Annotated in this window: 19 protein-coding genes; 10 read left to right on the top strand and 9 right to left on the bottom strand. The window is 67.2% G+C overall.

Annotation, left to right across the window (positions count from 1 at the left end; genetic code table 11):
• The 5 genes from N7I30_RS18665 to N7I30_RS18685 form a co-directional block, all read left to right on the top strand.
• On the top strand, positions 1-378 hold a 378-nt coding region (locus tag N7I30_RS18665; protein WP_498640842.1), incomplete at its 5' end, for an IS5 family transposase.
• Between the two features lie 59 nt (positions 379-437).
• Complete coding sequence (locus tag N7I30_RS18670; protein ID WP_498640843.1) at positions 438-644, top strand: CsbD family protein; 207 nt, start codon at positions 438-440, stop codon at positions 642-644.
• Between the two features lie 836 nt (positions 645-1480).
• Positions 1481-2500: a tRNA dihydrouridine(20/20a) synthase DusA gene (gene dusA / locus N7I30_RS18675; protein ID WP_491390039.1), complete on the top strand. Its 1020-nt coding sequence runs from the start codon at positions 1481-1483 to the stop codon at positions 2498-2500.
• Positions 2501-2552: 52 nt separating this feature from the next.
• Positions 2553-3968 carry a coniferyl aldehyde dehydrogenase gene (locus N7I30_RS18680; protein ID WP_277024532.1) on the top strand — a complete coding sequence of 472 codons (1416 nt, stop codon included), beginning with the start codon at positions 2553-2555 and terminating at the stop codon, positions 3966-3968.
• A gap of 90 nt (positions 3969-4058) precedes the next feature.
• Positions 4059-4883, top strand: coding sequence for a sulfite exporter TauE/SafE family protein (locus tag N7I30_RS18685; protein WP_024351342.1), 825 nt, complete (start codon positions 4059-4061; stop codon positions 4881-4883).
• 9 nt (positions 4884-4892) lie between these two features.
• Here the strand turns inward: N7I30_RS18685 and N7I30_RS18690 are convergent, their stop codons facing one another.
• The 3 genes from N7I30_RS18690 to N7I30_RS18700 form a co-directional block, all read right to left on the bottom strand.
• The gene (locus N7I30_RS18690; RefSeq protein WP_188076216.1) at positions 4893-5603 is read right to left on the bottom strand and encodes a retropepsin-like aspartic protease family protein; all 711 of its coding nucleotides are present in this window, start codon (positions 5601-5603) and stop codon (positions 4893-4895) included.
• The gene (locus N7I30_RS18695; RefSeq protein ID WP_029703372.1) at positions 5596-5841 is read right to left on the bottom strand and encodes a DUF1289 domain-containing protein; all 246 of its coding nucleotides are present in this window, start codon (positions 5839-5841) and stop codon (positions 5596-5598) included. Before N7I30_RS18695 ends, N7I30_RS18690 begins: the two co-directional genes overlap by 8 nt.
• Positions 5842-5989: 148 nt before the next feature.
• The gene (locus N7I30_RS18700) at positions 5990-7495 is read right to left on the bottom strand and encodes a sensor histidine kinase (protein ID WP_024351339.1); all 1506 of its coding nucleotides are present in this window, start codon (positions 7493-7495) and stop codon (positions 5990-5992) included.
• A gap of 229 nt (positions 7496-7724) precedes the next feature.
• Here N7I30_RS18700 and N7I30_RS18705 point away from each other — a divergent pair, with 229 nt between their 5' ends.
• The 3 genes from N7I30_RS18705 (at position 7725) to N7I30_RS18715 (ending at position 9539) form a co-directional block, all read left to right on the top strand.
• A complete protein-coding gene (locus tag N7I30_RS18705; protein ID WP_277024525.1) occupies positions 7725-8336 on the top strand; it encodes a glutathione S-transferase in 612 nt (203 codons plus the stop codon).
• 7 nt (positions 8337-8343) lie between these two features.
• A complete protein-coding gene (locus N7I30_RS18710; protein ID WP_024351337.1) occupies positions 8344-8973 on the top strand; it encodes a uracil-DNA glycosylase family protein in 630 nt (209 codons plus the stop codon).
• Positions 8974-9053: 80 nt separating this feature from the next.
• Entirely contained in the window at positions 9054-9539 is a 486-nt protein-coding gene (locus N7I30_RS18715) for an Lrp/AsnC family transcriptional regulator (protein ID WP_009210047.1), read from the top strand.
• A gap of 86 nt (positions 9540-9625) precedes the next feature.
• On the opposite strand, the gene N7I30_RS18720 is transcribed toward N7I30_RS18715, so the two are convergent.
• Genes N7I30_RS18720 through N7I30_RS18730 form a run of 3 tightly spaced genes read right to left on the bottom strand, consistent with a single transcriptional unit; the run spans position 9626 to position 12099 of the window.
• Complete coding sequence (locus tag N7I30_RS18720; protein WP_338083207.1) at positions 9626-10561, bottom strand: NAD(P)-dependent oxidoreductase; 936 nt, start codon at positions 10559-10561, stop codon at positions 9626-9628.
• 24 nt (positions 10562-10585) lie between these two features.
• The gene (locus tag N7I30_RS18725) at positions 10586-11392 is read right to left on the bottom strand and encodes an ABC transporter permease (RefSeq protein ID WP_024351335.1); all 807 of its coding nucleotides are present in this window, start codon (positions 11390-11392) and stop codon (positions 10586-10588) included.
• Complete coding sequence (locus tag N7I30_RS18730; RefSeq protein ID WP_024351334.1) at positions 11389-12099, bottom strand: ABC transporter permease; 711 nt, start codon at positions 12097-12099, stop codon at positions 11389-11391. The genes N7I30_RS18725 and N7I30_RS18730 overlap by 4 nt, the downstream gene beginning before the upstream one ends.
• Positions 12100-12216: 117 nt before the next feature.
• Here N7I30_RS18730 and N7I30_RS18735 point away from each other — a divergent pair, with 117 nt between their 5' ends.
• The gene (locus tag N7I30_RS18735; RefSeq protein ID WP_228241399.1) at positions 12217-13185 is read left to right on the top strand and encodes an MBL fold metallo-hydrolase; all 969 of its coding nucleotides are present in this window, start codon (positions 12217-12219) and stop codon (positions 13183-13185) included.
• 75 nt (positions 13186-13260) lie between these two features.
• Here N7I30_RS18735 and N7I30_RS18740 read toward each other — a convergent pair whose 3' ends face one another.
• From N7I30_RS18740 to N7I30_RS18750, 3 genes are all read right to left on the bottom strand, one after another.
• A complete protein-coding gene (locus tag N7I30_RS18740) occupies positions 13261-14058 on the bottom strand; it encodes an ABC transporter substrate-binding protein (RefSeq protein WP_024351332.1) in 798 nt (265 codons plus the stop codon).
• A 138-nt stretch (positions 14059-14196) separates the two neighbouring features.
• The gene (locus tag N7I30_RS18745) at positions 14197-15462 is read right to left on the bottom strand and encodes a multidrug effflux MFS transporter (protein WP_277024515.1); all 1266 of its coding nucleotides are present in this window, start codon (positions 15460-15462) and stop codon (positions 14197-14199) included.
• Entirely contained in the window at positions 15462-16355 is an 894-nt protein-coding gene (locus tag N7I30_RS18750; RefSeq protein ID WP_228241401.1) for a DMT family transporter, read from the bottom strand. Before N7I30_RS18750 ends, N7I30_RS18745 begins: the two co-directional genes overlap by 1 nt.
• 199 nt (positions 16356-16554) lie before the next feature.
• Here N7I30_RS18750 and N7I30_RS18755 point away from each other — a divergent pair, with 199 nt between their 5' ends.
• Positions 16555-17079, top strand: coding sequence for a hypothetical protein (locus tag N7I30_RS18755; protein ID WP_024351329.1), 525 nt, complete (start codon positions 16555-16557; stop codon positions 17077-17079).
• The last annotated feature ends 30 nt before the right edge of the window (positions 17080-17109 follow it).

Raw genomic sequence — 17109 nt, forward strand, 5'->3', positions numbered from 1 at the left:
ATCCATGCCATCACCGACTGCCTCGGCCGCCCGGCGATCCTCCGGCTGACACCCGGCAATATCAGCGACGTGGGTGCTGCAAATGACCTGCTGGATGCTGCGGGACCGGTGCGCTGGTTCACCGCTGACAAGGGCTATGATGCTGATGCCCTGCGGCAGCGGCTTCGCAATGTCGGCGGGAGGCCCGTGATCCCAGGCCGATCAAGCCGGAAGACACCGGTCGTCTACGACAAACGACGCTACCGTGAGCGCTGGCGGATCGAAGCTGCCTTCTGCCGCCTCAAGGACTTTCGACGCGTCGCAACCCGCTACGACAAGCTCGCCGCGAACTTCCTGTCCGCCGTCGCCCTCGCGACCATCATTGCCTTCTGGGTTTGATCGAGTCTCGACCCTAGCGATCGTAGTTGTACGGCCATGTCATCGTGGGAGATGAAGTTATGAACTGGGATCAGATTGAAGGAAAGTGGAAGCAGTTCAAGGGCAGCGCGAAGGAACAGTGGGGAAAGCTGACGGACGACGACCTCGACCGCGTCGAGGGAAACAAGGATATCCTCGCTGGGCGAATCCAGGAAGCCTACGGGGTCGAGAAAGAAGAAGCTCACAGGCAAGTGGATGAGTGGGCCGCAGGGCGGAACGATATCTAGCAAATCGCTTGAGTGAGTATCTTGTCTTAGTGAAGTAGCCATCCGGCTGGATCTTGCGAGCTGACCGTTTGGCGAAGTCGTCGCATCCCCTCCCGTGCGACGGCTTTTTCGTTTTCGGTGATCAGGTTGCGTGGAAGGGAGGACTTATCCTCGCACGCCTCCAGTTTCCCAGCGATCCCAGCTGTAGTCGTCGTTCGAGCGCGACCGTCTGCTGACGAAAGGATCATGCTGATCCTCTGAATTCAGCGGTGGTTTTTGACCGGCGTTTTGCGCTTGTTCCGGCTGGCTCTGCATCTCGGTGACCATCCTCGTTTGCAGTCGCTAGTTACCTCAGTGTCGCAATCCTATGGTTGCGGGAACGACACATCTTAGATGCTTCTCGACGGGAGTAAGCACGGCGTGCTCTTCTGCCTCTACGTGCAACCCCTACTCAAGCAAGAAGGGCAAATCGGCCATCGGAGAATTCGGCCGCGCTATATGTGACAGCACCGGCAACTTTCCGTTGCTGCCGGGCGTGTTTCCCGACTATGCCGCGCCATGGTTCGCAATCAGGGCTCCGGCGCGCCTGGGACCTCGAAATCCTTCTCCCGCTTCTTCAGTCAGCCGACTCAATTGACCGCCGCTCGAACGTCTGTGCCTCAGAGTGAACGAGCGCTGCGGCTCGCGAGATGCGAATTTGTGCGGTATAGGTTGACGATCCGTCGGCCCGTTTGCGTGCGTTGATGGCTCCCAAGTTGCTACGTGCCTCTGAGGTCGCTACGACGTAGCAATAGCTATAAGACAGTCGGAAATGGTTGAGTTTGGTCGAGAACAGTAGATCAGTGCAGTCCGGTCGAGTGACTGAATCAGCGTTAAAAACCAGCACAACAAAGGGTTCTCCGTTCGCGATCGCTCCGATGATCGACTGGACCGACCGGCGTTGCCGGTTCTTCCATCGGCAGCTCACCCGGCATGCGCTGCTCTATACCGAGATGGTTGTCGCCGACGCGATCCTGCATGGCGACCGCGACCGGTTGCTCGGCCATGATACGGTCGAGAGCCCGGTGGCCCTGCAGATCGGCGGTTCGGAGCCGCAGAAGTTGGCGGAAGCCTGCCGGATCGCAGCGGATTTCGGGTATGACGAGATCAATCTGAATGTCGGCTGCCCGTCCGACCGGGTGCAGTCCGGGGCGTTCGGCGCCTGCCTGATGCGCGAGCCCGACCTCGTCGGTCGTTGCCTCGCGGCCATGGTCGAGGCGAGTGACGTGCCGGTGACGGTGAAGTGCCGGATCGGCGTCGACGAGCAGGACCCGGAGCCGGCGCTCGACGATCTCGCCAATGCCGCGATTGCCGCCGGCGTGACCACGATCTGGGTCCATGCGCGAAAAGCATGGCTGCAAGGGCTGAGCCCGAAGGAAAACCGGGACATCCCGCCGCTTGACTACGACCGCGTCCACCGGCTGAAGCAGCGGTTGCCGGAGGCGTTCATCGGCCTCAATGGCGGGCTGACGACGCTGGATGCGGCCGTCGAGGAGCTCGACCGCGTCGACGGGGTGATGATGGGCCGCGCGGCCTACCAGACGCCGGACCGGCTGGCCGAGGTCGATGCCCGCATCTTCGGCGCGGCGCCGCAGCCGGTGGACTATGCCGCGCTGATCGACACCATGGCGGATTACGCCGCGCGACATCTGGAGCGCGGCGGCCGGCTGGGGCAGGTGACCCGGCACATGCTCGGCCTGTTCAACGGCATGACCGGCGCGCGGCGCTGGCGCCAGATCCTGTCGGACGGCGCGGTGCGCCCGGACGCCGGGCCGCAGCTGCTGCGCGAGGCCTTCGCCGCCGTGCGACTGGATGGCGACAAGCGCCACGCCGCCTGACGCCGGCGACCGCGCCGGTGACCATCACCCGACAGCACGAACGGATCGCGCCATGAACGACGACACCCTCCAGGCGCGGTTCGACCGCCAGCATGCGGCCTCGCGCAGCCAGCCGGCACCGGACGCCGCCGCGCGCCGCGACGCGCTCGCCCGTCTGCGCCGGCTGATCGTCGGCAATGTCGATGCCCTCGCCGCGGCGATCTCCGCCGATTTCGGCCAGCGCTCGAAGACCGAGACCGAGCTCCTGGAGATCGGCCCGACCCTCAACGCCATCCGCCACGCCTCCAAATCGCTCGCCGGATGGATGAAGCCGCAGCGCCGCGGCATCGACATCACCTTCCAGCCGGGCCGGGCCTGGGTGCGCCACGAGCCGCTCGGCGTCGTCGGCATCATGGCGCCCTGGAACTATCCGCTGATCCTGACGCTGGCGCCGCTGGCCGATGCGCTGGCGGCCGGCAACCGCGCCATGCTGAAGCCGTCGGAACTGACGCCGCGTTTCTCCGAGCTGCTGCAGCGCCTGGTCACCGAGCATTTCGCCGCCGAACAGGTGACCGTCGCCGTCGGTGACGTGCCGGTCGCCAAGGCGTTCTCGGCGCTGCCCTTCGATCATCTGCTGTTCACCGGCTCGACCCATGTCGGCCGCGAGGTGATGCGCGCGGCGGCCGAGAACCTGACACCGGTGACGCTCGAACTCGGCGGCAAGTCGCCGGCGATCATCTGCCCGGACTATTCCATCGACGCGGCGGCGCGGTCGATCGCCTTCGGCAAATGGCTGAATGCCGGCCAGACCTGCATCGCGCCGGACTACGTGCTGGTGCCCGCCGCATCCCTCGACGCCTTCGTTGCCGCAGCGTTGGCGCAAGCGCGATCCGCCTATCCGGAACCGGCCGCGAATGCCGACTACACCAGCATCATCAGCGAGCGGCACCATGCCCGGCTGATCGCCGCTTTGGCGGAGGCCGAGGCCGCCGGCGCCACGGTGCATCGCCATTCCGACGTGGCGACGACGAGCGAGACGGAGGAGGGCGCGGCACGGATGGCGCCGGCCATCGTCGTCGGCGCCCCCGACGACAGTGTCCTGATGCGCGAGGAGATCTTCGGCCCGATCCTGCCGGTCGTGCCCTATCGCGATCTCGACGAGGCGCTGGCCATCGTCAATTCCCGCGAGCGGCCGCTGGCGCTTTATTGCTTCACCGGCGACAAGCGGGCGGAGACGCGGGTTCTCGACGGGGCGATTTCCGGCGGCGTGACGGTGAACGGCACGCTCCTGCACATCGCCCAGGACAATCTGCCCTTCGGCGGGATCGGCCCCAGCGGCATGGGCGCCTATCACGGGCGTGACGGCTTCCTGCGCTTCAGCCATGCCCGGGCGGTCTACAAGGTCGGGGCGATCAACGTCTTCGAGCGGCTGGGCCCGCCTTGGGGCCGGCTGGCCCGCATGGTGTCGCAGCTGATGCTGCGGCGCTGATCCCCGGCGGAACCGCCGCGCTGGCGCACCGCCTTTTGCGCGGTGCAACATAACGGATGCATTCGCGACTGTTCCCCCCTATGAGGAACCATGCAGCCGATCGAAGCGTCCGCTCTGATTCCCTACCTCCTGCCGCTCTTCGGAGCGGCTGCGGCCGCGGGCTTCCTCGCCGGCCTGTTCGGCATCGGCGGCGGCGCGATCTTCGTGCCGGTGCTCTACCAGACCTTCGAGGAACTCGGCGTCAGCCACGAAGTCTCGATGCATCTGGCCATCGGCTCGTCCCTGGCGATCATCGTGCCCACCTCGATCCGCTCGCTGATCTCGCACTGGCGGCGCGGCGTCGTCGACTGGCGGCTTCTGAAGGAATGGGTGGTAGCGATCCCGCTCGGGGCGATCGCCGGGGCCATGGTCGCCGCCGCGGCCTCGTCGGGCGAATTGCGCGGCATCTTCGCGGCGCTGGCCCTGGTGCTCGGGCTGAAGCTGGTCTTCGGCAAGGTGCCGATGTCCTTCGGCAAGCAGCTTCCCGGCCTTGCCGGTCGCTCGGTCGCCGGCTTCCTGATCGGCCTGTTGTCCTCGCTGATGGGGATCGGCGGCGGTGTCCTGAACAACACCTTCATGACGCTCTACAACCGGCCGATGATCGAGGCGGTGGCCACCAGCGCCGGCGTCGGCGTGCTGATCTCGGTTCCCGGCCTGCTCTCCTACGCCATCGGCGGCTGGGGCGATCCGCTGCTGCCGGCCTACAGCATCGGCTTCGTCAGCCTTGCCGCGGTGCTTCTGATCGCGCCGGCCTCGATCCTGGCGGTGCCGCTGGGGGCCGCGCTGGCGCACAGGCTGACCCGCCGCCAGCTCGAGCTGGGCTTCGGCGCCTTCCTGCTGATCGTCGCCGCGCGCTTCGCCTATTCGCTGCTCTGAGAGGGTCGCTCAGTCGGTCAGGATCAGCCGATCGCCGCGAAAGTCGAAGGAGGTGAGGGTGTTGAGGAAGCTCATGCCGAGCAGCGCGACGCCGAGGCCGTCGCTCTCTGTCACCGCCGCCGCCACGCCGTGCCGTACGATATCGCCGACGCGCACCTCGTCGAGCCGTACCGGCGCCGCCCCGACGACGCCGTTGGCCGTCATCACCTGCTGCGAATAGCGAAGCTGCGTCGTGTCGATGCCGACGGATTCAGCCGTCGAGCGGTCGAGCGCGATCATCGAGGCGCCGGTATCGACCATGAAGGAGATGGGCTTGCCATCGATCTCGCCGTCGAGATGGAAATGGTCGTCGGCCCCGCGCAGCGACATGAAGCGGCTGCCCTCAGTGCCGTCGCCGAGCGAAACCAGCGTGCCGGGCACGAGGACGGCGACGACCCGGTCCTTCAGGGCCGAGAGTTCCGGCGCAAAGCCATAGGCGGCGATCAGCACGAGGAAGGCGAGGCCCCAGATCGCCGCGCCCTTCAGCGCGCCGGCGAGATTGGTCCGCAGGAACAGGATCGCGCCGGAGGCCAGCGCCAGGCCCCAGACGCCGTAATAGGCGAGGCTGGCGAACTGGTTGTCCGGCAGGCCGGCGATGGTGCCGTCCTGGTTGAGGACGAGGGCCAGGCACGCCACGCCGAGAATGGCGAGGATGATCCAGAGGAGGCTGCCTCTACGCATCGTCCGCTCCTTGCGCCTCGGCCCGCTCGCGTTCCAGCCGCCGGCGTTTCGTCTCGCGCCGCGCCGGGCGCTCGATCGTCGCCATGCGGGACGGCAGGGTGTCCATCACGGCGCGGCGCTGTTCGGCTGTGAAGGCGATCCACGCGCCGATCTCCTCGCCGGTGCGGCCGCAACCGAAGCAATAGCCGGAGCGCGGATCGATCGCGCACAGGGAGATGCAGGGGCTTTCGATGCTCATGGGTCCGCGGCGCGTCGGTGTCACAATCGGGGCGTCGGCGGGCGTCGTCGCACCGCGTATCGTCACCCGGATATGGCCTTTCGGGCCGTGACCTACAAGCGCGCCGCGTCGTTGCGTCCGGCTGGAAATCCGCCACGGTGCAGAGGCGTCAGGCGTATTCGTCGAGGGCCGGCATGACTTCCAGGACGCGGGAATTGGGGAAGATCGCGATCGCCTCGGTTCCCTCGCGCAGCCGCGAGCGCAGCTCGAACGAGCCGTCATGCATCTTCATCAGCGCCTGGACGATCGGCAGGCCGAGGCCGGTGCCCTGTTCGGCGCTCTTGATGGCGATGGAGCCCTGGCCGAAGGAGGACAGGACGATCGGGATCTCCTCCTCGGGGATGCCCGGACCATTGTCCTTGACCGCCAGATACTGGCCGCCGCCGGCGGTCCAGCCGACGCGCAGGGTGATTTCGCCGCCGCGCGGGGTGAACTTCACCGCGTTGGACAGGAGGTTGAGGATGATCTGGCGCAGCGAGCGCTCGTCGGCCCACATGGCCGGCAGGCCGGCTTCGAACTCCGCGCCGATCACCAGATCCTTGGCTTCCGCCTTCACCCGGACATAGCCGAGGCAGTCGCGGGCGATGTCGACGATGTCGACGGCTTCCTCGCTGAGGGCGTAGCGCCCGGCCTCGACCCGCGACAGATCGAGGATCTCGTTGATCAGGCCGAGCAGATGCTGCCCCGAGGCGTGGATGTCGGCGATGTAGTCCTTGTAGGATTCGTTGCCGATGGGGCCGAGGATCTCGTTGCTCATCACTTCGGAGAAGCCGAGGATGGCGTTCAGCGGCGTGCGCAGCTCGTGGCTCATCGTCGCCAGGAAGCGCGACTTGGCGAGGTTGGCCTCTTCGGCCCGGCTGCGGGCCTCGTCGGACATGATCTTCGCCATTTCCAGCTCGGCGATCAGCTCGTCCTTCTCGCTCTGGTGCTTCAGCCGGGCGATGCTGGCGCGGCGCAGCATCTCGGCGACGAAGGCGAAGAACGGCACGGCGCCGATCAGGACACCGTACATCGCCGAGGCCATGGGCTGGGCCGTGGTGACGATGCCGTAGCCGAGCACCAGGATGGTCGGCAGGAAGGTGAGCGGGACGACGGCGCGCAGCGTCGAGGACACCATGGCGATCATCGCGATGGCGAGGAAGATCACCGTGAACTGGAAGAGCTCGAAGCGCAGGGGCTGGCATTCGGCGCAGGCCAGCGTCGCCAGATACGCCCAGGACAGGCCGGCCGCCACATGGCCGGCGAGGAAGATCCGCGACCAGCGGGTGATGCCGGCGCGCGTCAGATTGTCGGCCGGAAACCGCCGCGACACGACGACGAGGGCGAAATGGCCGAGCAGGGCGAAACCGGTCCACAGGATCGCCGGCAGCGGACCGGTGAAGATCGACAGGCCGAATCCGGTGAGGATGACCGGCAGGGGCAGGACGATTGCCGCCGCCTGGATCGCCGCGGCATGCTGGACCAGGAGCTCGCGTTCGAAGTTCGGCTGCAGCCCGCCACGCGCCGACAAACGTTCCCGCGCGGCCTTCAGCGTCCGGGTCAGGTCGCCATTGCGGGCGGCCCGCCGCCTGGCGATGACCGTGTGGTCGTAGGAGTGGGGAGCTGCGATTGTCATGAACGCGATCGATCGCCTGCATACGCTTGCCGGAGCGCCCATGATGTTTCGAGGAGATTAAGAAACTCTCTTAAGGATTCCCGAAATGTCGAGTTTGTCTGGGGAAAGCCGCCGGTGCGGACCCGCCGCAGCAGGGCGCCGTCGCCCCCATGGCGGGGGATGCGGGCTTGCCGCCGGACGGGCGCGTGCCTAATGCTCGGGGCGAAAAAAGAGTGGGAGGACCTCTACGATGAAGCTGTTCGACGGTGGCCGCGCGCCCAATCCGCGCCGGGTGCGGATCTTCCTGTCCGAGAAGGGCCTGTCGGTGCCGACCGAGGCGGTGGACATGGCCAAGCTCGGCCATCGGTCCGAGGAAATCAGCCGTCGCAATCCGCTGCAGCGGCTTCCTGTCCTCGAACTCAACGACGGCACGATCCTGACCGAATCCGTCGCCATCTGCCGCTATTTCGAGGAACTGCATCCCGAGCCGGCGCTGTTCGGCACCGGCGCTCTCGGCCGCGCCCTGGTCGAGATGTGGAACCGCCGCATCGAGCTCGGCTTCTACGCCTGCGTCGCCGCTGCCTTCCGCCACACCCATCCGGCGATGGCCGAATGGGAAGTGCCGCAGATCGCCGAATGGGGCGCGGCGAACCGCCCCAAGGCGCTCGATTTCCTGGCCCTTCTCGACCAGCATCTGGCCGACAACCGCTTTGCCGCCGGTGCGGATTACAGCATCGCCGACATCACCGGCCTCGTCGCCATGGACTTCATGAAACCGGCGAAGATCGAGCTGCCGGACAACCTTTCCAACGTCGCGCGCTGGTACGCCGAGATCTCGGCACGGCCCAGCGCGAAGGCCTGACGCCACCTTGACGTCGGCAGCGGCCGAGGACCCGGCGACGCTCTACGACACGATCCGCGCCTGCCGGATCTGCCGCGACGCGCCGGTCGGGCCGCCGCTGCCGGTCACGCCCAATCCGGTACTGGCCCTCTCCGGCAGGGCCCGGCTGCTGATCGCCGGCCAGGCGCCCGGCAACCTCGCCGACCGCTCGACGACGCCGTTCAACGATCCGTCGGGCGTCCGGCTGCGCGACTGGCTGGGACTGTCGCCGGAGGCCTTCTACGATCCGGCACGGGTGGCGATCCTGCCCATGGGCTTCTGCTTTCCCGGCACCGATCCGAAGGGCGGCGACCGCCCGCCGCGCGTCGAATGCCGCGCCACGTGGCACGACCGGGCGATGGCGGCCATGCCGCAGATCGAGCTGATCCTGGCGATCGGCCATCATGCCCAGCGCTTCCACATCGCCTCAGGCGCCGGGCGGACCCTGACCGAGACGGTGGCCAACTGGCGGACGATCCTCGCCCGGGGCGGGCGCTTTGCTCCCGTCCTGCCTCTGCCGCATCCCTCCTGGCGCAACAGCGGCTGGCTGAAGCGTCATCCCTGGTTCGGCGAGGAATTGCTGCCTGAACTGCGCCGGCGCGTCGGGGAGCTGGTCTGAGCGGGCGATTGTTCGGCCACCCTACCGATTTGCCGCCGGCTCCTGTAATCCTCTGGCGCAAGGACAGGAGTGACACGTCGATGGACCGGCTGGACAAGAAGATACTGAGACTGCTGCAGGAAGACGCGACGCTGGCGGTGGCCGACGTCGCCAAGCGCGTCGGCCTGTCGACCACGCCGTGCTGGCGCCGCATCCAGAAGCTGGAGGAGGAGGGGGTCATCCGCCGCCGCGTGGCGATCCTCGACCCGGTCAAGGTGAATGCCCGCGTCACCGTCTTCGTCTCGATCCGCACCAATTCCCATTCCAACGAATGGCTGAAGCGCTTCTCCGAGGTGATCGGCGAGTTTCCCGAAGTGATGGAATTCTACCGCATGAGCGGCGACGTCGATTACCTGCTGCGCGTCGTCGTGCCCGACATCGCCGCCTATGACGCCTTCTACCAGCGCATGATCTCGAAGATCGAGATCCGCGACGTGTCCTCGTCCTTCGCCATGGAGCAGATCAAGTACACGACCCAGATGCCGCTGGACTACATGGTCCTCGACAAGGAACCGCGCGAGACCTGAGCCGGCGATCGGCGCGCCATATCAATAGCTTGGCGGCCAGACCAGAATCGATCTGACCGCCACTTCATGCAGCGTGTGAAGCGCGCTCAGCGCTCCAGGCGGGCGAGCAGGGCCGAGGTGTCCCAGCGCTTTCCACCCATCGCCTCGACCTCGGCGTAGAACTGGTCGACCAGCGCGGTGACCGGCAGGGTCGCGCCGTTGCGCTTGGCCTCGGCGAGGCAGATGCCGAGATCCTTGCGCATCCATTCGATGGCGAAGCCGTGCTCGTACTCGCCGGCATTCATCGTCTTGTGGCGGTTCTCCATCTGCCAGGAGCCGGCGGCGCCCTTGGAGATGACGCTCACGACGTTCTCGATGTCGAGGCCGGACTTCTTGCCGAAGGCGATCGCCTCGGACAGGCCCTGGACGAGACCGGCGATGCAGATCTGGTTCATCATCTTGGTGAGCTGCCCGGCGCCGGCCGGACCCATCAGGCCGACCATCTTGGCATAGGCATCGATGACCGGCTTGGCCGCATCGAAATCGCCCTGTTCGCCGCCGCACATCACGGTGAGGGCGCCGTTCTCGGCGCCGGCCTGGCCGCCCGAGACGGGTGCGTCGATGAACTTGAAGCCCTTGGCGCTGGCCGCTTCCGCCAACTCGCGGGCGAGCTCCGCCGAGGCGGTGGTGTTGTCGATCAGCATGGCGCCGGGCTTCATGCCGGCAAAGGCGCCGTCGTCCCCGTAGATCACCGAGCGCACGTCGTCGTCATTGCCGACGCAGCAGAACACGAAATCGGCGTCCTTGGCGGCTTCGCGCGGCGTCGCGGCATGGGCGCCGCCATGTTCGTCGGCCCATTTCTGCGCTTTGGCGGCGGACCGGTTGAACACGGTCACCTCGTGGCCGCCCTTCGTCTTGAGATGTCCGGCCATCGGATATCCCATGACGCCGAGACCGATGAATGCAACTTTCGCCATGTTCTCACTCCCCCAATATGTCGTTCTGCGATGCGAGTGACCTTGCGCGGTCGCCTCGCGTTTCAATCCGGTGGCCGCCCGGCTCCCAAGCTAACGCTTAAGATGCCGGGTCAGCCGCCGCTCGATGAAGTTGGTTGCGTGTCTCAGCCCCTCGACGATGGCGAGATACAGCACCGCCGCCCAGACATAGGTCTGGAAGTCGAAGGTGCGCGAATAGGCCTGCCGCGTCTCGCCGAAGAGATCGTAGACGGTGATGATCGCCACGATCGCCGAGGCCTTGATCATCAGGATGATCTCGTTGGCATAGGGCCTGAGCGCCACGATCATCGCCTGGGGCAGGATCACCTTGAAGAAGATCACCGCCCGCGGCATGCCCAGCGACCGGGCGCCCTCCCACTGGCCGGTCGGCACGCTCTGGATGGCGCCGCGCAGGATCTCGGCCTGATAGGCCGCCGTGTTGAGGGTCAGCGAGAACAGCGCGCAGTACCAGGCTTCGCGGAAGAACCACCACAGGCCGACCGTCTCGAAGGCGCCGCGGAACTGGCCGAAGCCGTAATAGACGAGGAAGATCTGGGCGATCAGCGGCGTGCCGCGGAAGAAATAGACGAAGACGAAGGCGAGGGTGCGCGCCACCGGGTTGGCCGACATGCGGCCGAGCGCCACCGGCAGGGACACCACGGCGCCGCAGACGAAGGAGCCGACGACCAGCGTGATGGTGATCCACAGGCCCGACAGGTAGGACGGGCCGAACCGCGTGAACAAGGTCGGGTCGAAGCCGCGGATGATGTAGATCGCCAGCCCGATGGAGATGGCGATCCAGATGCCGATCGCGATCAGCCCGCCGATCTTCGGCTTCGGCTTGACCACCGGCGGCGCGGCCATGGCGGCATCGCTCATTTCGCCACGTCCCCGCGCTTCGTCCAGCGGTCGATGCCGCCGATGGCGATCGAGGACAGCATGGTGAGCACCAGGTAGAGCACGATCGCCACGCCGAAGAAGTAGAACGGCTCGCGCGTCACGCGCGCCGCAATGCCGGTCTGGCGCATGATGTCGGCGAGCCCGATGACCGAGACCAGCGCCGTGTCCTTCAGGAGGTTCATCCACAGATTGGCGAGGCCCGGCAGGGCGATGCGGATGATCTGCGGCAGGATGACGAGAATCATGATCCGCGCCGGACCGAGGCCGAGCGCCGCCGCGCCCTCGCGCTGACCGGGGGGAATCGCCCGGAAGGCCGACAGGAAGACCTCGCTGGCAAAGGCCGAGAAGACGAAGCCCAGCGCGATCATGCCGGACACGAAGCTCGACAGGGCGATGTCCGGCAGGCCGGTCGACTGGGTGAGGGAGCGCAGGAGGCCGTTGGCGCCGAAATACACCACGAACAGCGTCAACAGCTCCGGCAGGCCCCGGAAGATCGTGGTGTAGATGTTGGCCGACAGGTTCAGATAGCGGTCGTCGGACTGTTTCGCCAGTGACAGGAGGAAGCCGAAGACGAGGCCGATCGGCAGCGTCGCGAGGGCGAGCGAAACGGTGACGAGGACGCCCCAGGCGATGTCGTCTCCCCATCCCGTGGGGCCAAAGCCGATGAGCGTCCAGTAATGATCCATCAAAATCCATGGTTAGCCGCCACCGGCGGGATCATCAAGCCGGGCAGACACACCGTTTCATTGCATTGGCCGGACGCGGCGGTATTTCCACGCTCCCAACCTCAAGGAGCCCGCGCCATGCCCGTTTCCCGCCGCCATTTCGTTACCGGGGCGCTGAGCGCCCCCGTCCTGTTGCGCCTCGGCGCGCTGCCGGCCGCCGCCAAGGCGCCTGCGCCGACGAGCCAGGTGCTGCCGGTCCAGCAGATTCGCGTCGGCGAGGCGATCGTCACAGCTGTCTCCGACGGCTATCTCGACCTCGACATCACGCTTCTGTCCAACATCGAGGCGTCCGAGGCCGAACGCCTGCTCGACGAGGCCTTCAAGGGCGCCCCGCCGGTGACCACCGGCGTCAACGCCTATGTCGTGCATCTGCCCGAGCAGACGGTGCTGATCGACACCGGCGGCGCCGGCGCCTTCCCGCAGATGGGCAAGCTGCAGGATCGCCTGACGGCGGCCGGCATCCCGCCCGAGGACATCGACGCGGTACTTCTGACGCATCTGCATCCCGACCATGTCGGCGGCCTGGTGCTCGACGGCAAGCTCGCCTTCCCGAACGCCACCGTCCATGTCCACAAGGCCGAGTACGATTTCTGGACCAGCATCGAGAACCGCGACGCGGCGCCGGATTCGGTCAAGGGCTTCTTCGACGCGGCCCGCACCGCCATGGAAGTCGCCGGCGACCAGGTGAAGACCTTCGCGGCGGCCGGCGACGTCGTGCCGGGGATCGCCGCGCGCGAGCTGTTCGGCCATACGCCCGGCCATTGCGGCTACATGATCGGCGAGGGCGCCGATGGCCTCCTGGTCTGGGGCGACATCGTCCACGCCGGTGCCATCCAGTTCGCCCGGCCGGATGTCGGCATCGCCTTTGACGGCGATCCGCAGGCGGCGATCGCCACGCGCGAGGCGCTGCTGGCGGATGTCGCGGCCAATCGCACGCGCATTGCCGGTATGCACATCGCGTTTCCCAGCATCGGCCATGTGGTCAAGGGTTCGGGCGACGCGGCCTATGCCTTCCGGCCGTCCGAATGGCAGTACGATCTCGGCTGACCGCCGCGATCGATCGCGCATGAAAAAGCCGCGGCGGGTCGCCCCGCCGCGGCTTCGCATCTCTCGGGTCCGGGCTTACTCGCCGTAGACGTCGAACTCGAAATACTTCTTCTGCACCTCGTCATAGGTGCCGTCCTCGCGGATCGCGGCGATCGCGTCGTTGAACATGCCGGCCAGCTTGTCGCTGCCCTGGCGCAGGCCGATGCCGATGCCCTTGCCGTAGATCGCCGGGTCGGCCTTCAGCGTGTCGAGCAGCTTGCAGCAGGCGCCGGCGTCGCTCTTCAGCCATTCGTCCAGCACCACGACGTCGTCGACCACCGCGTCGACGCGGCCGCTCTCGATGTCGAGCTTGTACTCCTCGGCAGTCGGGTACTGGCGCACGTCGGCGTCGGGGAAGTAGCTTTCCGCGGCGCGTGCATGGGTGGTCGAGGTCTGCGCGCCGATCGCCTTGCCGGCCAGTGCCTCGGCGGTGGCTTCCGTGATGTCGGAATCCTTCGGCACGGCGATGGCCGGCGGGGTCTGGTAGTATTTATCGGTGAAGGCGATCTGCTCCTCACGCTCCGGCGTGATCGACATCGAGGCGACGAGCGCGTCGAAATTGCCGTTCTGCAGCGCCGGGATGATGCCGTCCCAATCCTGGGTGACGAAGCTGCACTCGACCTTCATCTCGGCGCACAGCGCCTTGGCGATGTCGACGTCGAAGCCCTGCAGTTCGCCGGAGGCGTCGAGGAAGTTGAACGGCGGATATGCGCCTTCGGTGCCGATGACGACCTTCGACCAGTCCTTGTCGGCGTCGCTCTCCTGCGCCTGGGCGTGGCCCAGGGCGAGGGCGGCAACGGTGGTGGCAAAGGCGAGAGTTCGGGTGAGACGCATGAAAACCTCTTTTGGGTGGACGGCATGCCTGGACCGGTGCGGCCTGTCAGGAAGGCATGCCTGTTATGGCGCCAATGCTGGCAATTTTTGCCGGGTGAGGCAACCGCCAAGCGTTCTCGGATGAAACCATCATTGGCGTCAGCCGGCGGCGTTCACGCGCTTGGCCGACAGCGCCACGCCGAGGCCGGCAATGGCGATGCCGGTCATCAGCAGGAGCAGGCCGACGGCGCCCCCGCTGCCGGTGGCCAGAAGCGCCGCGAGGATCGAGCTGAGGGCCCCGACGCCGATCTGGCAGGCGCCGAGCATGCCCGCGGCGGCTCCGGCGGCCTGCGGCATGACGCTGACGCCGCCGGCCGTTGCGGTCGGCAGCACGAGCCCGTTGCCGAAACCGACGAAGAGCATCGGCGCGAACAGCGTCAGCGGCGAAAGCAGCCCGCCGGCGATCAGCGCCAGCGACAGGCTGGTCGCGGCCAGCGAGATCACCGCACCGGTGACCATCATGGTCTTGATACGGAAGCGTTCCGACAGCCGCGCGGTGGCGAAATTGCCGAGCATGTAGCCGATGGCGCAGAGCGCGAACCAGACGCTGTAGCCGGCCGGCGTCATGCCCAGCACCGTCATGGCGATGAAGGGCGCGCCGCCGAGGAAGCCGAAGAACACCGCCGAGGTCAGCGACGAGGTGCCGACATAGATCCAGAAGGCCGACGAGCCGGCGAGTTCGCCATAGGCCCGCAGCTGCGGCAGGATCGGCCGCCCGGTCTCGCTGTTGGTCTCCGACAGGTCGAAGGCCAGAAGCACGATCGTGACGATGCCGATGCCGGTCAGCAGCCAAAAGACGCTGCGCCAGCCGAAGGCGGTGTCGAGGACGCCGCCGATCAGCGGCCCGATCATCGGCGCGACGGCAAGCCCCATGGTGACGTAGCCGATCATCGCGGCCGCCCGCTCGCGGCTGTAGACGTCGCGCACGATCGCCCGCGACAGCGCGATGCCGGTGGCGCTCGCCGCCTGCACGACGCGGCCGACGAGGAACAGCGCCACGTCGTCGGCCATCAGGCAGAGCAGCGTGCCTACGAGGAACAGCACCATGCCGCCGAGAATGATCGGCCGGCGTCCGTAGCGGTCGGAGAGCGGTCCGGCGACGAGCTGGATCAGCGCCGTCGCCACCAGATAGAGCGACAGGCCAAGGCCGACCGTCGCGCCGTCGGCCGACAGATCGGCGGCGATCGAGGCCATCGACGGAATGAAGATGTTGATCGCAAGCGGCGACAGCGCCGAGGCGATCATCAGCGTGACCAGCATCGGGCGGCGCGCGGCGGCGCCCGTGACCGGTGCGGCGGCGGGAGGCGTTCCGGCCGTCGGCAGGACCGTCGGCTCGGCGTCGTGACCGGGTGTATCCCTCAGCATCAGTGCACCTGTGTCTTGACCGGCGCGGCGACGCCCCGGACCCGTTCCCGATATAGGGTGTAAAGTCCGCTCGCCACCACGATGGCCGCGCCCAGCAGCGTCAGCGGCGAGGGCAGGTCGCCGAAGACGACCAGCCCGAGGATCAGCGCAAAGACGAGGACCGCATAGCGGAAGGGCGCGACGAAGCCCATATCCCCGATCCGCATCGCCTGGACGATGAAGATGTAGCCGACCGCGATGGACGCCGCCGCGCAGCTCAGATGGACCAGCGTCAAGGCCGGCATCGGCCGCCAGCCGCCCGCCAGCGGGATCAGCAGCCAGCCGAGCAGCGAAACCGCGATCGCAGTGATCATGGCGATGAACAGCGACGGCACCTTGGGGTCCATGCGCCGGGTCGTCAGGTCGCGAACGGCGGACGCGGCGACCGACGCCAGCACCGCGAGCGAATAGATGGTGAAGCCGTCGGTGCCCGGCCGCACGATGACGAGGACCCCGACGAAGCCGACGGCGATCGCCGCCCAGCGCCGCCAGCCGACGGGCTCGCCGAGAAACAGCGCCGCGCCCAGCGTGACGGTCAGCGGCAGCGCCTGGAAGATCGCCGAGGCGTTGGCGATGGGCATGTGGGACAGGGCGGTGATGTAGGACAGGGTCGCGGTGATGTCGGCGATGGTGCGCACCAAGAGCCGCGGCTTCATCGCCATGCCGAGGGGGCGCAGCGCGCCCATCCGCCAGGCCAGGAGGAACAGCAGCAGCGAGGCGACGACGCCGCGCACGGCCATGATCTGGGGCGGCGAGATGTGGTCGGCCGCCAGCTTTACGAAGGTGTCGTTGACGACGAAACCCGCCATGGAGACGAGCATGAAAAGCGCGGCGCGGGCATTGTCGCTGAGCAAGGGGAGCCGCCGGATCGGTTGCTGGAGAAGTGTCAGGCAGCCTTAGCGCTTTGCCGACGACGGCGCGATACGAAAAGCGTCATCGCCGCCGGCGAAAAGCCGTCACGTCGTTGTGATTGCAACTTTAACGATTTCTGCAAAACCGTGGAAAGCCCTGCAGGCGTAAGGCTCCGGCTCTTTGTATCCAGGAGCGTAACCTATGGGATTGATCGACCTCGTCTCACCCGGCAGTCGGCAGACGCCGCCGCCCAGCAGCCAGCCCCAGCCCAGCGAGCAGACCCCGCCGCCGGCTGAAGCGAACAGCGGTTCGGGCGCCTCGGCACCGCCGGCCAACGGCACCTCGTCGAACGAGACCCAGTCGGCGTCGGCGAATGCCGGGACCGCCGGTGCGACGTCCTCGTCATCCGGTGCAGGCGCATCGTCCAGCAATGCTGCGGCTTCGGGCACGGCGAACCGCGACAGCGCGCCGGTGACCGGTGCGGCCGCGACCCGGGCGCTGGCCGTCGCGCCGCGGACCGCCGCCGCGATCGACCAGTTGCGCGAAGCCGCGATGGCCAATCTCGAGGCCATGCGCACGCAGAGCTTGATCGACGATCTGGGGACGTCCGCGACCCAGAAGACGCTGCTGACCGAAGACGAGCCGGTCGGCGAGGCCGCGCAGCAGGCGCCGCAGGCCGTGGTCGAGACCGTCAAGGAAGCCTATCGCGAAAGCGAACGGGCCTGATCGCGAGGCGCCCGGCGACGGGCGCCTCCC

Origin of the sequence: Aurantimonas litoralis (assembly GCF_026153195.1) — a bacterium.
Taxonomy (GTDB): domain Bacteria; phylum Pseudomonadota; class Alphaproteobacteria; order Rhizobiales; family Rhizobiaceae; genus Aurantimonas; species Aurantimonas coralicida.